General features: G+C 38.8%; 14 protein-coding genes. 4 read left to right on the forward strand and 10 right to left on the reverse strand.

All coding sequences use genetic code 11. The annotated features are described in order from the left end of the window. Positions 1-132 precede the first annotated feature (132 nt). The gene (locus ACI48O_RS17415; protein ID WP_435563125.1) at positions 133-1,200 is read left to right on the forward strand and encodes a YeiH family protein; all 1,068 of its coding nucleotides are present in this window, start codon (positions 133-135) and stop codon (positions 1,198-1,200) included. A gap of 18 nt (positions 1,201-1,218) precedes the next feature. Beyond that, a complete protein-coding gene (locus tag ACI48O_RS17420) occupies positions 1,219-2,115 on the forward strand; it encodes a selenium metabolism-associated LysR family transcriptional regulator (protein WP_435563126.1) in 897 nt (298 codons plus the stop codon). 580 nt (positions 2,116-2,695) lie between these two features. Here the strand turns inward: ACI48O_RS17420 and ACI48O_RS17425 are convergent. The 3 genes from ACI48O_RS17425 to ACI48O_RS17435 form a co-directional block, all read right to left on the reverse strand. Beyond that, entirely contained in the window at positions 2,696-3,457 is a 762-nt protein-coding gene (locus tag ACI48O_RS17425) for an NAD-dependent deacylase (RefSeq protein WP_435563127.1), read from the reverse strand. A 27-nt stretch (positions 3,458-3,484) separates the two neighbouring features. Further along, positions 3,485-4,147 (reverse strand): MOSC domain-containing protein, encoded by a 663-nt coding sequence (locus ACI48O_RS17430; protein WP_435563128.1) that lies wholly within the window; start codon positions 4,145-4,147, stop codon positions 3,485-3,487. 170 nt (positions 4,148-4,317) lie between these two features. After that, the gene (locus ACI48O_RS17435) at positions 4,318-5,325 is read right to left on the reverse strand and encodes an ABC transporter substrate-binding protein (RefSeq protein ID WP_435563129.1); all 1,008 of its coding nucleotides are present in this window, start codon (positions 5,323-5,325) and stop codon (positions 4,318-4,320) included. 257 nt (positions 5,326-5,582) lie between these two features. On the opposite strand from ACI48O_RS17435, the gene ACI48O_RS17440 reads away from it, so the two are divergent. Then, positions 5,583-5,807, forward strand: coding sequence for a hypothetical protein (locus ACI48O_RS17440; RefSeq protein ID WP_435563130.1), 225 nt, complete (start codon positions 5,583-5,585; stop codon positions 5,805-5,807). Positions 5,808-5,866: 59 nt separating this feature from the next. Here the strand turns inward: ACI48O_RS17440 and ACI48O_RS17445 are convergent, their stop codons facing one another. After that, positions 5,867-6,580: a GDSL-type esterase/lipase family protein gene (locus ACI48O_RS17445; protein WP_435563131.1), complete on the reverse strand. Its 714-nt coding sequence runs from the start codon at positions 6,578-6,580 to the stop codon at positions 5,867-5,869. A 129-nt stretch (positions 6,581-6,709) separates the two neighbouring features. Further along, positions 6,710-7,774, reverse strand: coding sequence for an acyltransferase family protein (locus ACI48O_RS17450; RefSeq protein ID WP_435563132.1), 1,065 nt, complete (start codon positions 7,772-7,774; stop codon positions 6,710-6,712). 429 nt (positions 7,775-8,203) lie between these two features. Between ACI48O_RS17450 and ACI48O_RS17455 the strand changes: the two genes are divergently transcribed. Next, entirely contained in the window at positions 8,204-11,272 is a 3,069-nt protein-coding gene (locus ACI48O_RS17455) for an FAD-binding and (Fe-S)-binding domain-containing protein (protein WP_435563133.1), read from the forward strand. A gap of 431 nt (positions 11,273-11,703) precedes the next feature. On the opposite strand, the gene ACI48O_RS17460 is transcribed toward ACI48O_RS17455, so the two are convergent. The 5 genes from ACI48O_RS17460 to ACI48O_RS17480 form a co-directional block, all read right to left on the reverse strand. Continuing rightward, entirely contained in the window at positions 11,704-12,378 is a 675-nt protein-coding gene (locus ACI48O_RS17460) for a Crp/Fnr family transcriptional regulator (RefSeq protein ID WP_435563134.1), read from the reverse strand. 101 nt (positions 12,379-12,479) lie between these two features. Further along, positions 12,480-12,878, reverse strand: a complete 399-nt coding sequence (locus tag ACI48O_RS17465) for a GNAT family N-acetyltransferase (protein ID WP_435563135.1) — start codon at positions 12,876-12,878, stop codon at positions 12,480-12,482. Positions 12,879-13,028: 150 nt separating this feature from the next. Continuing rightward, entirely contained in the window at positions 13,029-13,172 is a 144-nt protein-coding gene (locus ACI48O_RS17470) for a hypothetical protein (protein WP_435563136.1), read from the reverse strand. A 179-nt stretch (positions 13,173-13,351) separates the two neighbouring features. Beyond that, a complete protein-coding gene (htpG, locus tag ACI48O_RS17475; protein ID WP_435563137.1) occupies positions 13,352-15,232 on the reverse strand; it encodes a molecular chaperone HtpG in 1,881 nt (626 codons plus the stop codon). Between the two features lie 193 nt (positions 15,233-15,425). After that, complete coding sequence (locus ACI48O_RS17480; protein ID WP_435563138.1) at positions 15,426-15,653, reverse strand: sulfurtransferase TusA family protein; 228 nt, start codon at positions 15,651-15,653, stop codon at positions 15,426-15,428. Positions 15,654-15,662 lie beyond the last annotated feature (9 nt).

Below are 15,662 nucleotides of genomic sequence, written 5' to 3' on the forward strand. Positions count from 1 at the left end.
GAAGATAAATCGCTTTTTTCAGTAGCTAAGTAGTATTAAGAAAATTAATAGTTAGGATTAAATAGTTAAATAATAAACGTCCGGTTTATCTGTTATCGTTAATTATATAATCTTTTCAAGGAGCTGAATCGGATGTATTTGGAACGAATAAGAGTGACAGAGGCTAATCAATATATGAACGTTCCTCTAAAAGGGAAGCTCCACGGTAAAATAAAAACCATTTCCTGTGGCTTGTTTTTAACCTTCTTTTTATCGTTTATGGCAAACCAACTTGCAAAAGCCCCTTTCCTTTCAATTATGGGAGTAATGATCATCTCGATTTTATTAGGTGTTTTCTGGAATGCGGTAATTGGATCATCGTTGAAATATTCGGCAGGAATTACGTTTAGCAGCAAGTATTTATTAAAACTTGGGATCATACTTATGGGGATCCGTTTAGATTTTCAGCAAATCCTGAATACTGGAGTTTCTGTCTTATTTATCGATGTAATTGTCATTATTTTTACCCTCATCATCACGATTTTGATCGGGAAGGCAGCGGCTGTTGATCGAAAACTAGCGGTATTAATCGCAGTTGGGACAGCAGTCTGCGGTGCAGCAGCCATAGCAGCGGTGGCCCCGGTAATTAAGGCTAAAAAAGAACAGACTGTACTCGCAGTCGCCATCATCGCGACAATTGGAACGTTTGGCACACTTGTTTATACATTCGTCTATCAATCTTTCAACCTTGATCCAACGCTTTATGGTGTCTTAGTTGGCTCAACTTTACAAGAAGTTGCCCATGTGATTGCCGCTTCCGCACCAAGTGGTGATATTGGCAGCGAATCAGCTATCGTCGCAAAACTCGGTCGGGTCGCCTTACTTATTCCAGTCGCTCTTGTGATCGGTTTCTTATATAATAAGAACGATAAGCAAGCTGATGAAAATAAGAAAAGAGATATAAAAGACTTACCGATTCCGTGGTTTATTTTTGGATTTTTAGGATTTAGTTTAATCAATACGTTTGTGTCTCTACCGGAAAGTATTACAAGTGGGATTCTTTCCTTAAGCGGTCTGTTTATGTCCATGGCTATGGTGGCGCTTGGTTTAGGGATAAACGTAGTTGAGTTTAAACGAGCTGGAAGTAAACCGGCCCTCATCGGGATATTAGGATTCGCCGCTTTAGTTGGATTAGGTCCGTTCCTTTTGTATCTTCTTTAATCCTAAGGGGAAATCCATATGTTTCTTGACCACCTGAAAGTTTTTTATATTGCGGCAACGAAAAAGAATTTCTCGGAAACAGCCAAGGTTCTTCATTTGTCCCAGCCTTCCGTTAGTCTACAAATCAAACATCTAGAAGAATATTTAAACACCAGCTTATTTGACCGAAGCACGAAAAAAATGGAGTTAACGGATACCGGCAAGCTTTTGTATCAATATGCAGAACAAATTATTGAGCTGGTGAATGTGGCGGAGAAAGAACTAGCCCTACTATCCGATACAATTCATGGAGATTTGCGCTTAGGTGCCAGTATGACGATTGGGGAATATTTACTTCCCTACCACCTCAGTGCTTTTATAAAAAAATATCCTAAAGTCCATATTAAGATGAAAATTGATAACTCCCATCAAATTATCGATAAGCTACTTAGTGGGGAAATTGATTTGGGCTTTATCGAGGCGACTATTCATCATGAAAAATTAGAAATCATTCCTTTTTTAGAAGATGAGCTATTGATCATTTCATCGATGTCATCTCCATCCCCGTTGCTTGTGGATGAGTTTATTGAGCTCGACCAATTGGTCTTATTGCCTCTCATTATGAGAGAAAGAGGATCAGGGACAAGGCAGGTTCTGGAACGAAAATTGTTGGAAAACAAATTAGACCCTAGTAAGCTGAATGTGATCTTGGAGCTTGAAAATACGGAGTCGATCAAGTCAGCAGTAGGATCCGGCCTTGGTGCAGCAATCATTTCTAAAACAGCGATTCAAAAAGAAGCGGAATTAGGAATTTTGAAGACAACCAGGATTAGGGGGCTCTCGTTAAAACGGCATTTTTACTTGTTAAACAAAAAGCAGAGTTTATCCCCTGCAAGTGATGCGTTTAAGGAATTGTTTCTTGGTTTGTTTAGGTGAAGTGGGGGAGACATTGGGTGTTATTGGGGGCTATTGGGGGCTTGGCATTTGTACCCAATCATTCTTGTCCCATATATAACATGATATGGTCCATATACGATTTAGTTGGTCTATATAATTTTAGGTTGGTCTATATATTTTCGGAGTTGGTCTATATATTTTCGGAGTTGGTCTATATATTTTGAAAGTTGGTCCATATATTTTGAAAGTTGGTCCATATATTTTGAAAGTTGGTCTATATATTTTTCGAAATGTACCATATCCACATTCAAACGGGCATAAACACCTCCCCATGAGCAAATATTCTTAACCAAAAGCTTGAAATCTTAAAAAAAGCTTAATTTTTTATAAAAAAAGTAAGATTTTTCTTAAAAAAACAAAAAAACTGGGGCAAAAATCAAAAAAAGCGGCTTTTTATCAAAAATCCCCTAAGATCATGAGAATTTGCAAACATTTAGAAACATCCAGATCATCAAAGAGCCTACTAGCAAGCCGATCCTAATCGATAACACCCCATAACAAAGCCTTGTGATAAAAAAATTCCCCACCACAAGGCTCTCAAAAACTCACAATAAACTTCTCACTTGGCCAGTTCCCTTAATACATCTCCAATTTTTTCACCATTAATAATGAGATCTGCTTTGTTATCTAGGTCTGTTGTCTCCATATTGATAATGACAAGCTTTGCTCCTTGCCTTTTTGCCTCTAACGGAAATAGGTTGGCAGGAGACACACTTAAAGATGAACCTAATACAATGAACAAATCTGCCTTTTTTGCTTCTATTGAGGATTGGTGTAAAGCTCCCTCCGGCAATGCTTCACCAAATAACACGACCGATGGGCGGATGAAGCCTCCGCAATTACATTGGACATTCTCACCCATAAACTGTTCGATTGGGTACGTTTTTCCACATTCAGAACAATGACAGGTTCTTAGTGTCCCATGCAGCTCCAATATTCTTCTGTTTCCTGCTGCATGATGAAAGCCATCTACATTTTGGGTAATGATCGATTGAATTTTCCCATCTTTCTCCCATTCTGCCAGAATATAATGACCTTCGTGAGGCTTACATTCTTTCAAGCTTTGCACTCGATAACGGTAGAAATCGATAAATTGATCGCGGTTATGTTTCATTGCAGTTGTACTTGCAAGTTCTAAAGGATTAAATTGAGTCCACATCCCAGTACCTACTGAACGGAAATCCGGCAAGCCCGCTTCGGTGGACATTCCCGCGCCGCTGAAAACTACGGTATAGGAGGACTTGCTCATGTACTCTTTTAATTGATTGATTTTTTGCAGGACTGACTGTGAAAATGGGGTTTGTGGGTTTTGTTTTTTCATAATCAACCTCCAATTTTTCGATCCTTGCTATAAATCTTCCTTCAATGGTCCATTTCTGCGAGTTAAGAATGTTTTCTGCCAGCTTTCGGACAATTCATCAACCTCCAAGAGAGTATTGATTCCTTCCAAATTGTTTTTCTCATGATGCATAATCCGATTGGCATAATAAACGGTTACGCCTTTAGGATGTCGTTGCAACAAGGTGAATTCATCGTCTTTGGAAATTCTCCCCTCTTCAAGGACTCTAAAATAGTAACCTGTAAAGCCAGTCTGTTGGACTTTAACAGGAAGATCGGGCACGCCGTATTTCATAGAGAGCTTAAAACACGGTCGGCGGGGCTGACTAACTTGAAGTGTGGCATCCCCTATTTTAAAAATATCGCCAATACAAACGTCCGTTTCTAATAAACCGACTGTCGTTAAGTTCTCGCCAAATGCTCCATAATCCAATGTTTGTCCAAGCTCCTGCTGCCAATAAGCGTAATGTTCATAAGGATAAACACAAACCGCCTTATCTTTTCCACCGTGATGTTCTAAATCTGCTTGTTCGTCCCCGGCAAAATTTAGTGTTGAAAGATAGATAGGGATCTCAACCGGCACCTTATTGATTCCAGATGAGATGATTTTCCCTTGATAGTTCAAGGATTTCGGTTTTCCAACATTAATCGATTTAATCATGGCAATGCTCATGCTATCCCCCCTAAATAAATCATGACAGAATTTTCCTATATTTCTATTTTAACAGGTTATTGGGTTTCCTCGTACATAATTCTTACCAAAATAGAATTGACACACAAACTTTAAGGACCACTAAAAAAACCAGCCCTCGATTTGTACATAACAAGGCTGGTTTTTAAAACTTATTCCCCTACAATTCTAGCATTTTTCGTCATTTCCTCGGTTAAAGTAATCCCTTCTTCTGCTGCCGCTTTTTTGTTTATGTATAACTCAAGGTTGTCTGGGAAGCCGACAGGAATAGCACTTGGCTTTTTGTCATTTTTCAGGATATCGATAGCCATTTGACCAGTCGTATATCCGAGGTCGTGGTATTCAAACCCATAAGAGGCAAACGTTCCGCGCTTTACAGAATCTCCTTCTCCAACAAAGGTTGGGATGTCATGTTCGTTTGCAATTTTGATAATCGATTCAAGTCCGGCTACCACGGTATTATCCTTTGGCACGTAGAAGACATCGACGCGATCTACTAATGATTCAGCCGCTTGCTTTACCTCCGAAGTGGTGGAAATGGATGTTAACACTGGTTCTAAACCGATTTCTTTCAATACTTTTTTCGCATTTTCCGTATTTGTGACTGCATTCGGCTCACCAGAGTTATAAACGATACCAACCTTTTTCGTGTCAGGGAAGAATTCTTTAATCGACTTGATTGTATTTTTGATTGCATTTGGATGTGTATCAGATGTACCGGTCACATTTCCGCCTGGCTTCTCTAAACTCTCCACTAACTTTGCTCCAACTGGGTCAGTTATCGCTGTAAACAGAATCGGAATGTCCTTAGTTGCTTTTGTAACCGCCTGAGCGCTTGAAGTCGTGATCGCAAAAATTAAATCGTTTTGATTCGCAACCAGGTTTTGAGCAATTGTCATATTATTGTTGATATCACCTTGGGCGTTTTGGTAATCAATCGTTAAGTTTTTCCCTTTTTCATAGCCTGCATCTTTTAGCGCTGCAATAAATCCTTCTCTGGCTGCATCCAATGATGGATGTTCAACTAACTGGATAATTCCAATTTTCACTTCTTTCATTTCCTTTTCTGCACCACTGCTTGTTTCTTTACTCCCTGAACCACATGCAGTCAGCAGGAATAGCATTCCACATAATAGTAAAGCAATGACTCTCAACTTCATTCATCTTCCCCTCCTGTTGTAACACTCTACATTTTTTCTTTATCCGCATACTATTTTTATAAAATATTAACGATTTGACGCGTTAAAGCGAATAAGTGATTTCTCATATCTTAGCGAATTCTGAAAAAAATGTCAATTCATTTTTTAGAAAATTAAAAATCGGGATAAATATGTGTTTATCCGAATTAAGTTCTATTTTCACAAAGCATAGAATGATAAGAAAGTTTGTGGTGAGACTAAAATGAGGAGGGATTGCGATGGACAAAGACATCTTTGATCAAGAGGCAAACGAAGCAAATATTGAATTAAATAAAATATTGGAGGATAGTGATCTCCACACTTCAACAAATGGGCTCCCAAAATCAGTTGCCGCCAATCTTAAACTGCAGGAGGCGATGAATGGCGATAAACAAGAACCATTCGCGCCAACTTATCTGTACAATAATACCCCTGCCATTAAAATAAATAAGGAAACGGATTAAATAGGATCCTGTGCAAAACAGCCCTGCACTTTTTTTGTGCAGGGCTGAAAACTTTTTATTTAATCAGATTCCAATAAAAGCAGCTTATCTGTAAGCCTGTTTGCAATCAGCTCATAGCCCGCCGCGTTCAAATGCAATGAATCGCTAAAACAGCTCTTTTTTGGTTTGTCAGAAAATAAATCGATAGTTGGGACAAACATGCTTGGTTTATGCCGAGAAGCAGCAATCGTTATTTCCGAGTTCCACTTATTGATCACGCCAAGGATTTCCTGATGATTCCTATATTGAGTATAAGGATCGTATAATCCTAAACAAATAATCTGAGCCTTGCTGTTCTCCCGTCTAATGATATCAAGAATTAAATTAAGATTTTGAGTAAATTGATGTTTCCCCTTATTTACCCTGTTATGGTTGAGATCAGCAAATTTATATTCAGCACTTTTTCTCAGGTCATTCGTCCCGATAAACAGAATGATATAATCGGAACCGCGGATTTCTCTTCTCACCTTTTTATCTTTTAACTGGGTTAAAATATCAGCTGTCGTATATTTTGGTACACCAAAGTTACTCATTTGAATTAACGCACCTTTGTTTCCCTCGATCTGCTCTTTGACTCTTCCAATATACCCTTTTTTTAATGGATCACCGGTCCCAAAGGTAATCGAATCCCCTAGTGCTGTAATTTTCAGTTCCCTCGCACTTGCTAAACAGCCTGTTAGTGTATTTATCATTAAAGCCAGTATCAAGCAGGTGACCATTATATATTTTTTCATAAAAAAACCCCTGGTATTTTCTCTATTTATCCCATTTGAAGTTTTCCCATTTTCTCCTGCTTTCATAAAAAATGGTTTTAGCTACTGTCGGAACAATTATGTTAGTAAAGACCCGGTTTGTAAATAAGGTTACTCAAAAGTACCCTGTTCCCTAACATCATTTGGAATTAATTTATGATTTCTAATTTTACTATAAACGTTTAGTGTATATTTTTTCAATGTTGATATCTTCAGCTCAATAAGCGGCTGAGTAATCGCATTAATCACATTACTGGATAGAAACGCGATAATCAGTAGCGAAATAGCCACCATTACCACGATTTTGCCATCGACATTGAGTAAATCCTCTAACTTGCTGTTTCTAAAATATTTAATGAAAAAGCCGTGTAAAAGGTAAACATAGAGAGACCTCGCGCCCCATTTTGTAAAAAAGTACTGTTTCTGAGGAACAAACGCGAAAAAACTAAACGTTGCCAATAACGTTAAGCTGTATACTCCGAGTCGCACGAAGGCGCCCATCATTCCAGTAACATTAAAGGCTTCATAAGGCTTAGAGCCGAATAACCATTTGTGGTTAAATTCAGGCAGAAAGTAAAGTGCCAAAACGATCAAAATAAACAATAGAACCGAAAACAACTTAATTTTCACATTCGCTAATTTAGCGAAGTTATCCTTTTTAAAATAATATCCGAGTAAGAACAACGGGAAAAATACGATGGTTCTCGAAATACTTAAAAAATCGTTCACGACGTCAATATATCCAACAATAATTCCTAAGGTAATCGAGAGAATAAAGCTGTATACCGGCTGCCACTTCGTAAACAGAAAGAGCATTACATTCCAAAAAAACAAACTGATTAAAAACCATAAAGACCATTCTGGAATTAATGGATCAAATTCGAGCGCATCCTTTTCAAGAAGAAAGTAATAGTAGAACGAATAGATGCCTTGAAAGATTAAATAAGGCAAAATCAGCTTTTTCGCTATTTTTAATAAATAGCCTTTTTTGTGGAAGCCTTTTGCAAAGTATCCGGAAATTAATATAAACGCAGGCATATGAAACAAATATATCGTACTGTATAAAGAAAAGATTAACTTATTTTCCTGAATGTACGATTGAATTAAATGACCAAAGACCATTAGAAAAACGAGAATAAACTTGGCATTGTCATAGTAGGCTTCCCTTGATTTCATGGTAACCTCTTTAAACCTCCGAACTTGAATAAATTTAACCATTATCTTTCCTGAACTTTTGAAAGCTCTTAGTCTGGTTATTACGCCATTATAATAAAAAAAGATGACAAACCTGTTACGCAGTTTTTAAAAAACTCTTTTATTATTTATCAAATTTAATAATTTTTCAAGTTGTATTTTACAAAATAGAGATCGATCAGCATAAGTGAATGACCTATCAACACAGTGTTTAATTGCAAAAATACCCGAAGCAATTTTATTTTAATATTGTAATACATCCGTAACATTTAGCTTTCTACAATGTGACTACATCACAGAGACTTACCCTTCCGATTGACGATACTGATGATGAAAGGAATATTATCATTCATCCTATCTCGATGTTCAGCTTTGATAATAAAACTTAATTTAGTTTCGGAGGGAAGTACAATGGTAGCTTTAAGTGAACGGGTCGAACAAAAATTAGTCGATATTTTTCAGGACAATGTTCGAACAGACCGGGTCGAACGTAAAATGTATTCTTTTGATGTTGGCGCATTGCCGGGATTGGTTAAACCCTTCCTGCCAGTCGGAATTCCGGGAGGTGTTGTCCGTCCGAAAAATGGACAGCAGATTGGCAAGTTAGTCAAACTTGCTAATGAGGAAAATGTAAAGCTTGTCCCGCGAGGTATGTCTACCTCTGGCTTTGGTGGCGTACTTCCAGAAGAAGGTGCGATTGTTGTTGATCTTTCAAGTATGAATAAGGTCCTTTCAATGGATAAACACAACTTAACCGTTACGGTTGAGGCAGGAATCATTTGGGAACAGCTGCAAAGGCAATTAAAAAAAGAAGGACTTGACCTTATTTTATATCCTTCCTCCCTTCCCTCTTCAACAGTGGGCGGTTTACTGGCACAGGGAGGAACTGGCTTTGGCGGTTATGAATATGGGGTATTTAAAGAAAATGTTCTCGAAGCAAAAGTCATTTTACCAGACGGAGAAATGAAAGCTTTTTCCGGAACGGAGCTGCAGCTTTATATCGCCGATATGGAAGGAATCACGGGGATCATTACCGAGATTACGATGAAGGTAAGAAAGCTTGAAGCCGAGATTCACCGGTTAATCTCCTTTCCTGATAATCAGTCAATCGAAGCTGCATTATCGGCCATTTATGAAGCCAAGCTGCCGATTTGGTCACTAACCTTCTTAAATCCAGAGTCCATGAAACTGAAAAAGAAACTTCCGCATCGTCATGGTCACGCTTATGAAGAGAAAAAACGTCGTCCTGAACCCGAGCTACCTGAAACCTTCGTCCTGCTCGTGGCTTATCCAGAATCGCGGCATGAGGCAATTGATGCCGGTTTAAAGAAAATCATTGTACAACACTATGGACTTGAGCTTTCAAAAGAGGCTGCAGAGCATGAGTGGGAAGAACGATTTAGACCGATGCGTTTTAAGCGAATTGGACCTTCGATCATACCAACAGAAGTGGTTGTTCCATTAAAGAGCTTGGCCAGTGTGCTTAGTGAAATCGATTCAAAGATTAAACACTCCTTCGTATTAGAAGGAATGGCTGCTAAAGGGAATAAAGTGATCTTATTAGGATTTATCCCCCATGATGAACGAACATTTGCATTTAACATGGCGTTTGCTTTGTCGTTGTCGGTCATTGAAATTGCCAAGAAACATGGGGGTTCTGCCTATGCAACTGGTCTTTACTTCCGCCGCGAAGCAAAAAGCGTGTTTGGGCAAGAACGCTATGAAAAAATAAAATCATACAAAGCAGAAATCGATCCGAAAGGATTATTTAATCCAAATAAGGTACTGGGCAGTGGCATAATCGATACAGTGATGGGAACAGCATCAACATTGGAGCCGCTAATCCGCCCATTCGCCAACGCGGCAACAGCTCCATTCGGTGAGGCTGTCCGGGAAGGGAAAAAGAAAGGAATCCCTGGAGATGTCGCCTACTATGCAACAGCTTGTTCCCGCTGCGGTTATTGTGTTTCTACGTGCGAGCAATTTGCTGGCAGAGGCTGGGAGTCGCAATCGCCGCGTGGAAAATACCATTATCTTCGTGAAGTAATTGCCGGAAGAGAAAAATTTAATCCTGATACCGTTTCTAACTTTTTGCTCTGTACAACCTGTGAGGTGTGTAATACCCGCTGTCAGTTGGACATCCCGGTTGAGCATAACTGGATGGATTTACGCGGAACGCTTATTCATGAAGAAAAACGGATGACTTTCCCTCCGTTTGAAATGATGGCCGCTTCCTTAAGAGGCGAACGGAATATTTGGGCTGGCAAGAAGGAAAAACGGGCCGATTGGGTACCGGAGGATATTAAGGCGAAATTAAAGGATAAGGGTGAAGTCTTATACTTCGCCGGTTGTACCGCTTCATTCGTGAACACCGATGTTGCTGAAGCCACTGTACGTCTATTAGATCAAGCGGGTGTTGATTTCACCTATATGGGTGGTGATGAGGCTTGCTGCGGTATCCCGATGAAGGTATCTGGTAAATGGGATGTATTTGAGGAAATATTTGAGCATAATGTATCAGAGGCCAAAAAACGTGGTGCCAAAACGATTGTAACGTCTTGTCCTGCGTGCGGATTGGTATGGAAGGAATTATATGCAGAGCTTGCAGCCAAGAAAGGCATTGAATATGATTTCGAGGTAAAGCATTATTCTGAAGTTGCAGCAGAAGCACTTAAAGAAGGCAAATTAACATTTGACCATGAAGTCAATAAACGGATTACCTTTCACGACTCCTGTCATGCGGGAAGAGCACAAGGAATTTACGAACCACCAAGAGACCTTCTTAAAGCGGTGCCTGGAGTCGATTACGTGGAAATGGAACACAATCGTGAGGAAGGTTATTGCTGTGGCTCCGTTCTTACCTTAATTGGTGAAACACCAGTGGCACCAAAACTTGGAGGAATGCGTCTCCAAGAAGCGGTGGATGTTAAAGCGGATACGGTTGTTGCGCTATGCCCATGCTGTCAGGTTCAGCTAAGAGATTCCAATCAAAAGAATAAGCTTGGTCTTGAGGTAACGGATCTTGCCCGCTTTGTCATGGAGGGTCTCGGCTATAAAATTAAAGATCAGTCCGATTACTCAATAGAAATGTGGGGGTATTTCGAAAAATTTATAGTATTGATGAAGCCAGAGGTTTTAGCGGATATTATGGCTTCTCTGTTTAAACCAATGATGGAGAACATGCCAGCGGGAATGGTCCCAATGATGAAGGCAATGAAGCATACGCCAGGCGGATTGAATATGATGTCTAAAATGATGCCTACACTTATGCCAAAGCTCGTTCCTGATATTATGCCACTGGTGATGCCAGACATGCTAGCCGAAGTTTCCAGAAGAGTCGGACCGCTTCCAGATGATATGGAAGAACTAATGCCTGATTTATTGCCAAAAACGATGGATGCCCTAATGCCAAATATGCTGCCGCTTATCATTCCACATATAACACCGAGAATGATTGAGTATATTAAGGCTGAATTATAAGGAGCTTTGGTCAGAACCTCATAAAAAAGATGGCGGTCCTAGTGTAACGGGTTCTTTGAAGCTTATTGCAAACATAAAAATGCAGAAAAAATGACTAACAAATTTGTTAGTCATTTTTTCTGCATTTTGATAGCAATTTATTTGGTGGCTTGGCGGACACCAGATCCGTTATTTTCGCAAAAAAGGGGGTTTTGAAAGGCTAAGCGGACATCAGGTTCCTTATTTGCTAATAAATTAGCATTATTCAGTGGTTTTTATATAAATAAGGGATCCTATGTCCTCTTAAGTCTTGAAAAATGGTTTTTTTATTAAAATAAGGGCCTCCATGTCCGCTCAATAGCCTAGCTATGAAATTAAATGTTTAAAATATGTGCAAGTTCACGTTCTACGATAGAAAAAGGAACCCTTCTATCTTAGCGGCCATCATCTTTTTATTGTGATAATTGCTTTAATTTTTCCAAATCATCCACGATCAGTGTCCCTCTTGTCATGCGTAGGATTCCGTCACTTTCCAAATGCTTGAGCATTCTGCTGACTACTTCACGAGCTGAACCAATATTTTTTGCAATGGCTTCATGGGTAATCGTTAAGGTACGACTGTGTTCAAGTTCCATTTGATCGATAATAAAGCTGGCAACACGTTTCGATAAGCTCCCGAAGACGACCTGCTCCATCACCCACATAGCGCTGGAGAAGCGTGAGGCCATTTGCTCGAGCATATATTCCTTTACATGGATATTATATGAACTTATTTCTTCAAACACAGTCGAGGATAAAAAGTAAACGGTACTATCTTTTTCGACTTCAAAATAGACAGTAAAATTTAGATTTCTAAATATACATGATGCCGTAAGCAGGCAAATATCTTTTTCTAACAGTCGAAACAAGGTGATTTCTCTTCCATCTTCAGACATAATGAAAGCTCGAACACGGCCGCTCTCGATGACAACGAGCCCACTGCATTCATTCGGATGTGAGAGCTTGTCCCCTTTTCGTAACATCCTTCGAGAAATGGCCTGATTAAACTGCCCTTGTTCATCAATATTTAAATGAGCATAAAAGGGAATGCTTTCTTTTATAAAATTATGCTCCTCTACCGTTAACATGGGCTCACAACCTTAATGATTATTTTATCTATAAGTAGCTTCTTAACTAGCATTATATCATACTAGAATCTTTCCATTTCATAGATAAATAGTACTCTTTTCTAACCATTTTCTCGGTTCTTCATTCCTGTTGCAAAGATTTCGAACCCTAGCTTCTGATAATAAGGAATTAATGTATCACCGCAAAATAACTGGGAATGGAGATTTTCCTTATCACACCGATCAACTAGCCTCTGGAAAATTTCTCTGCCAATCCCTTGATTACGATAATCGGGATGGACCACTAACCCACAAATATAAGCATTAATCACCCCATCAGAGATAACTCGTCCAGTACCAATTAATTTGTTGTGATCATAGGCACTAATGACAAGCCAACTTTGGAGCATCGCCTTATGAAGACGGTCCGGCGGCAGCTGTAGGAAATCATTCCAATTTACTGAATTATAAAGCTCATATAAATTGGTGGGCTGGGGAATTTCATCCGTATATCGTATCATCGTATTTTTCACTCCTTTCTTAAATTATATCCTGCTCGTTTTATCGATTGAACCATCATTTCAGTTTATGAAAAAAGCGATACTTCATGTATCAAGTATCGCCTCTTTACCTTTTATAAAAATTTAGAGAGAAAAAGTGAGCATGCTTCATTACTGATCGTCGTCTTTTTCGTATGCAATGACCACTAGTTTTTTATCTGAACCTTGGCTTAATTTTTCTTCGAATGATTTTAATTCATTAATCATATTAGGCGAAAGCTCAGCGGCAACATAAGAAGTTTCTTTATCCATCATATTATCTCTCCTTTCTTGCTTATTTTTCCCTCTTCTATTGTGAAAAATACTCTTTGAAAGCTCTCTTAGTCTGTGCACTAAAATCTAAAAACAGCATTTTAAGAAATGGAGATCTAAGTTGAACAGCGAAAAAAAGAAGAGACATCTTTTTGTCTCCTCAAGATGTCTCTCCTTTTATATTACACCATCATTTTGCAAATATCATTTGTAAACTCAACCGGATCTTGAATCGGAAGACCTTCGATGAGTAAGGCTTGATTGTATAGAAGCTTCGTGTAAAGATCTAGTTTCTGTTTGTCGTTTTCAAACGCTTCTTTTAAAGCTTGGAAAACTTCATGATTTTTGTTAATTTCTAAAATCTTGTCTGCTTTGATATTTTGATTATCAGGCATAGCTGCTAGGATTTTTTCCATTTCAATGGAGATTTCTCCTTCTGTCGCCAAGCAGACGGGGTGAGATTTTAACCGTTTGGACACTCTGACATCTGTTACTTTATCTGCCAGGATGGATTTCATGTAGTCAAACAGCTCTTTACTATCTTTATCTTCTGATTCAGAATCTTCTTTGATCTCTTCGCCTTCAATTCCCAGGTCACCGCTAGAAATGGATTTAAACTCTTTTTCTTTGTAGGTCATCAGCATTTTGATCGCAAATTCATCGATATCCTCGGTGAAGAATAAGATGTCGTAGCCTTTTTCTAAAACAAACTCCGTTTGTGGCAGCTTTTCAAGTCTTTCAACAGATTCCCCGGAAGCATAATAGATAAACTTTTGGTCTTCAGGCATACCAGACACATATTCATCCAATGTGATGAGTTTTTTCTCTTTTGAAGAGTAGAACATAATCAGGTCCTGAAGCACTTCTTTGTTAGCACCAAAATCGCTGTATACACCGTATTTTAACTGGCGCCCAAAAGATTTGTAGAATGTTTCATACTTTTCTCGTTCATTCTTTAACAGGCTTTGCAGCTCGCTTTTAATCTTTTTGCCAATGTTTTTAGCAATTAGCTTCAATTGTCGGTCATGCTGGAGCATCTCTCTTGAAATGTTGAGCGACAAGTCCTCAGAATCAACCATCCCTTTCACAAAGCTGAAATGGTCCGGAAGCAGGTCTGCACATTTGTTCATAATTAAAACACCGTTTGAATAGAGCTCTAAGCCCTTTTCAAATTCTTTTGAATAGTAGTCAAACGGGATATTTTCCGGAATGTATAGAATCGCATTGTAGCGGATTGTTCCGTCTACGCTGATGTGAATATGCTTTAATGGCTTATCAAAACCGTATCGTTTTTCGGCATAAAAGTTTTCGTAATCTTCGTCTGTCAATTCGCTTTTATTTTTGCGCCAAATTGGCACCATGCTGTTAATGGTTTGTTCTTCCGTATATTGTTCGTATTCCGATTCGCTACCTTCTTTTAGTCTGCTGCTTGTGACGTCCATTTTAATCGGATAGCGAATGAAGTCTGAGTATTTTTTAACAATTGATTTTAGACGATACTCATCAATATAATCATCGTAGTTCTCATCTTCAGTGTTTTCTTTTATTTTTAAGATAATCTCAGTGCCCACTTCTTCTTTCTCTACTTGCTCAATTGTATAGCCATCTGCGCCGGTGGATTCCCATTTGTACGCTTCTTCGCTTCCTAAAGCCTTACTTTTAACTTTAACAACGTCCGCAACCATGAACGCCGCATAAAAGCCCACTCCGAACTGACCAATAATATCGTAGCCATCTTTTAGTTCGTTTTCTTTTTTAAAGGCTAAAGAACCGCTTTTGGCAATGGTACCGAGGTTTGTTTCGAGCTCCTCTTTTGTCATTCCAATACCGGTGTCGATGATTGTCAGTGTGCGATTTTCCTTGTCCGGTACAACTTTTATGTAGTAGTTGTCTTGGTCAAAGCGTAACGCTTCGTCCGTTAAAGCTTTGTAGTAGATTTTATCAATTGCATCGCTGGCATTGGAAATTAACTCTCTTAAAAATACCTCCTTGTGAGTATAAATGGAGTTAATCATCATTTCTAAGAGCCGTTTTGATTCTGCTTTAAACTGCATTTTTGCCATTAAACTATCTCCTTTCATTATCCAAACTACGTTAATTTCGGATACGTAGTGTGTATGATGATAAACTGATCTTATCAGATAATTAGCACTCAATCATTCCGAGTGCTAATTCATACTTTTTTAATACCATATTTTTTCTTTTTATGTCAAGATAAACAAAAAAAACAGGGAACCATTATTGGTCCCCTGAGTATCAGCCTTTCTTAATCCAAAACTTTATGACGCCATTGTCTTCCTCATGCTTCAGTAATTCATGTCCGCCTGATTTCGCCCAAGCAGTCAGGTCGTTTATTGCCCCTTTGTCTGTAGTATGAATTTCTAAAACTTGACCGCTTTCGAGTTGATTCATCGCCTTCTTTGTTTTTACGATTGGCATTGGACATGAAAGTCCCTTTGCATCTAAAACTTCATTTACGTTCATTATGATTTC

Source organism: Neobacillus terrisolis (genome assembly GCF_051233475.1).
In the GTDB taxonomy this organism is placed as follows: Bacteria; Bacillota; Bacilli; order Bacillales; family Cytobacillaceae; genus Bacillus_BU.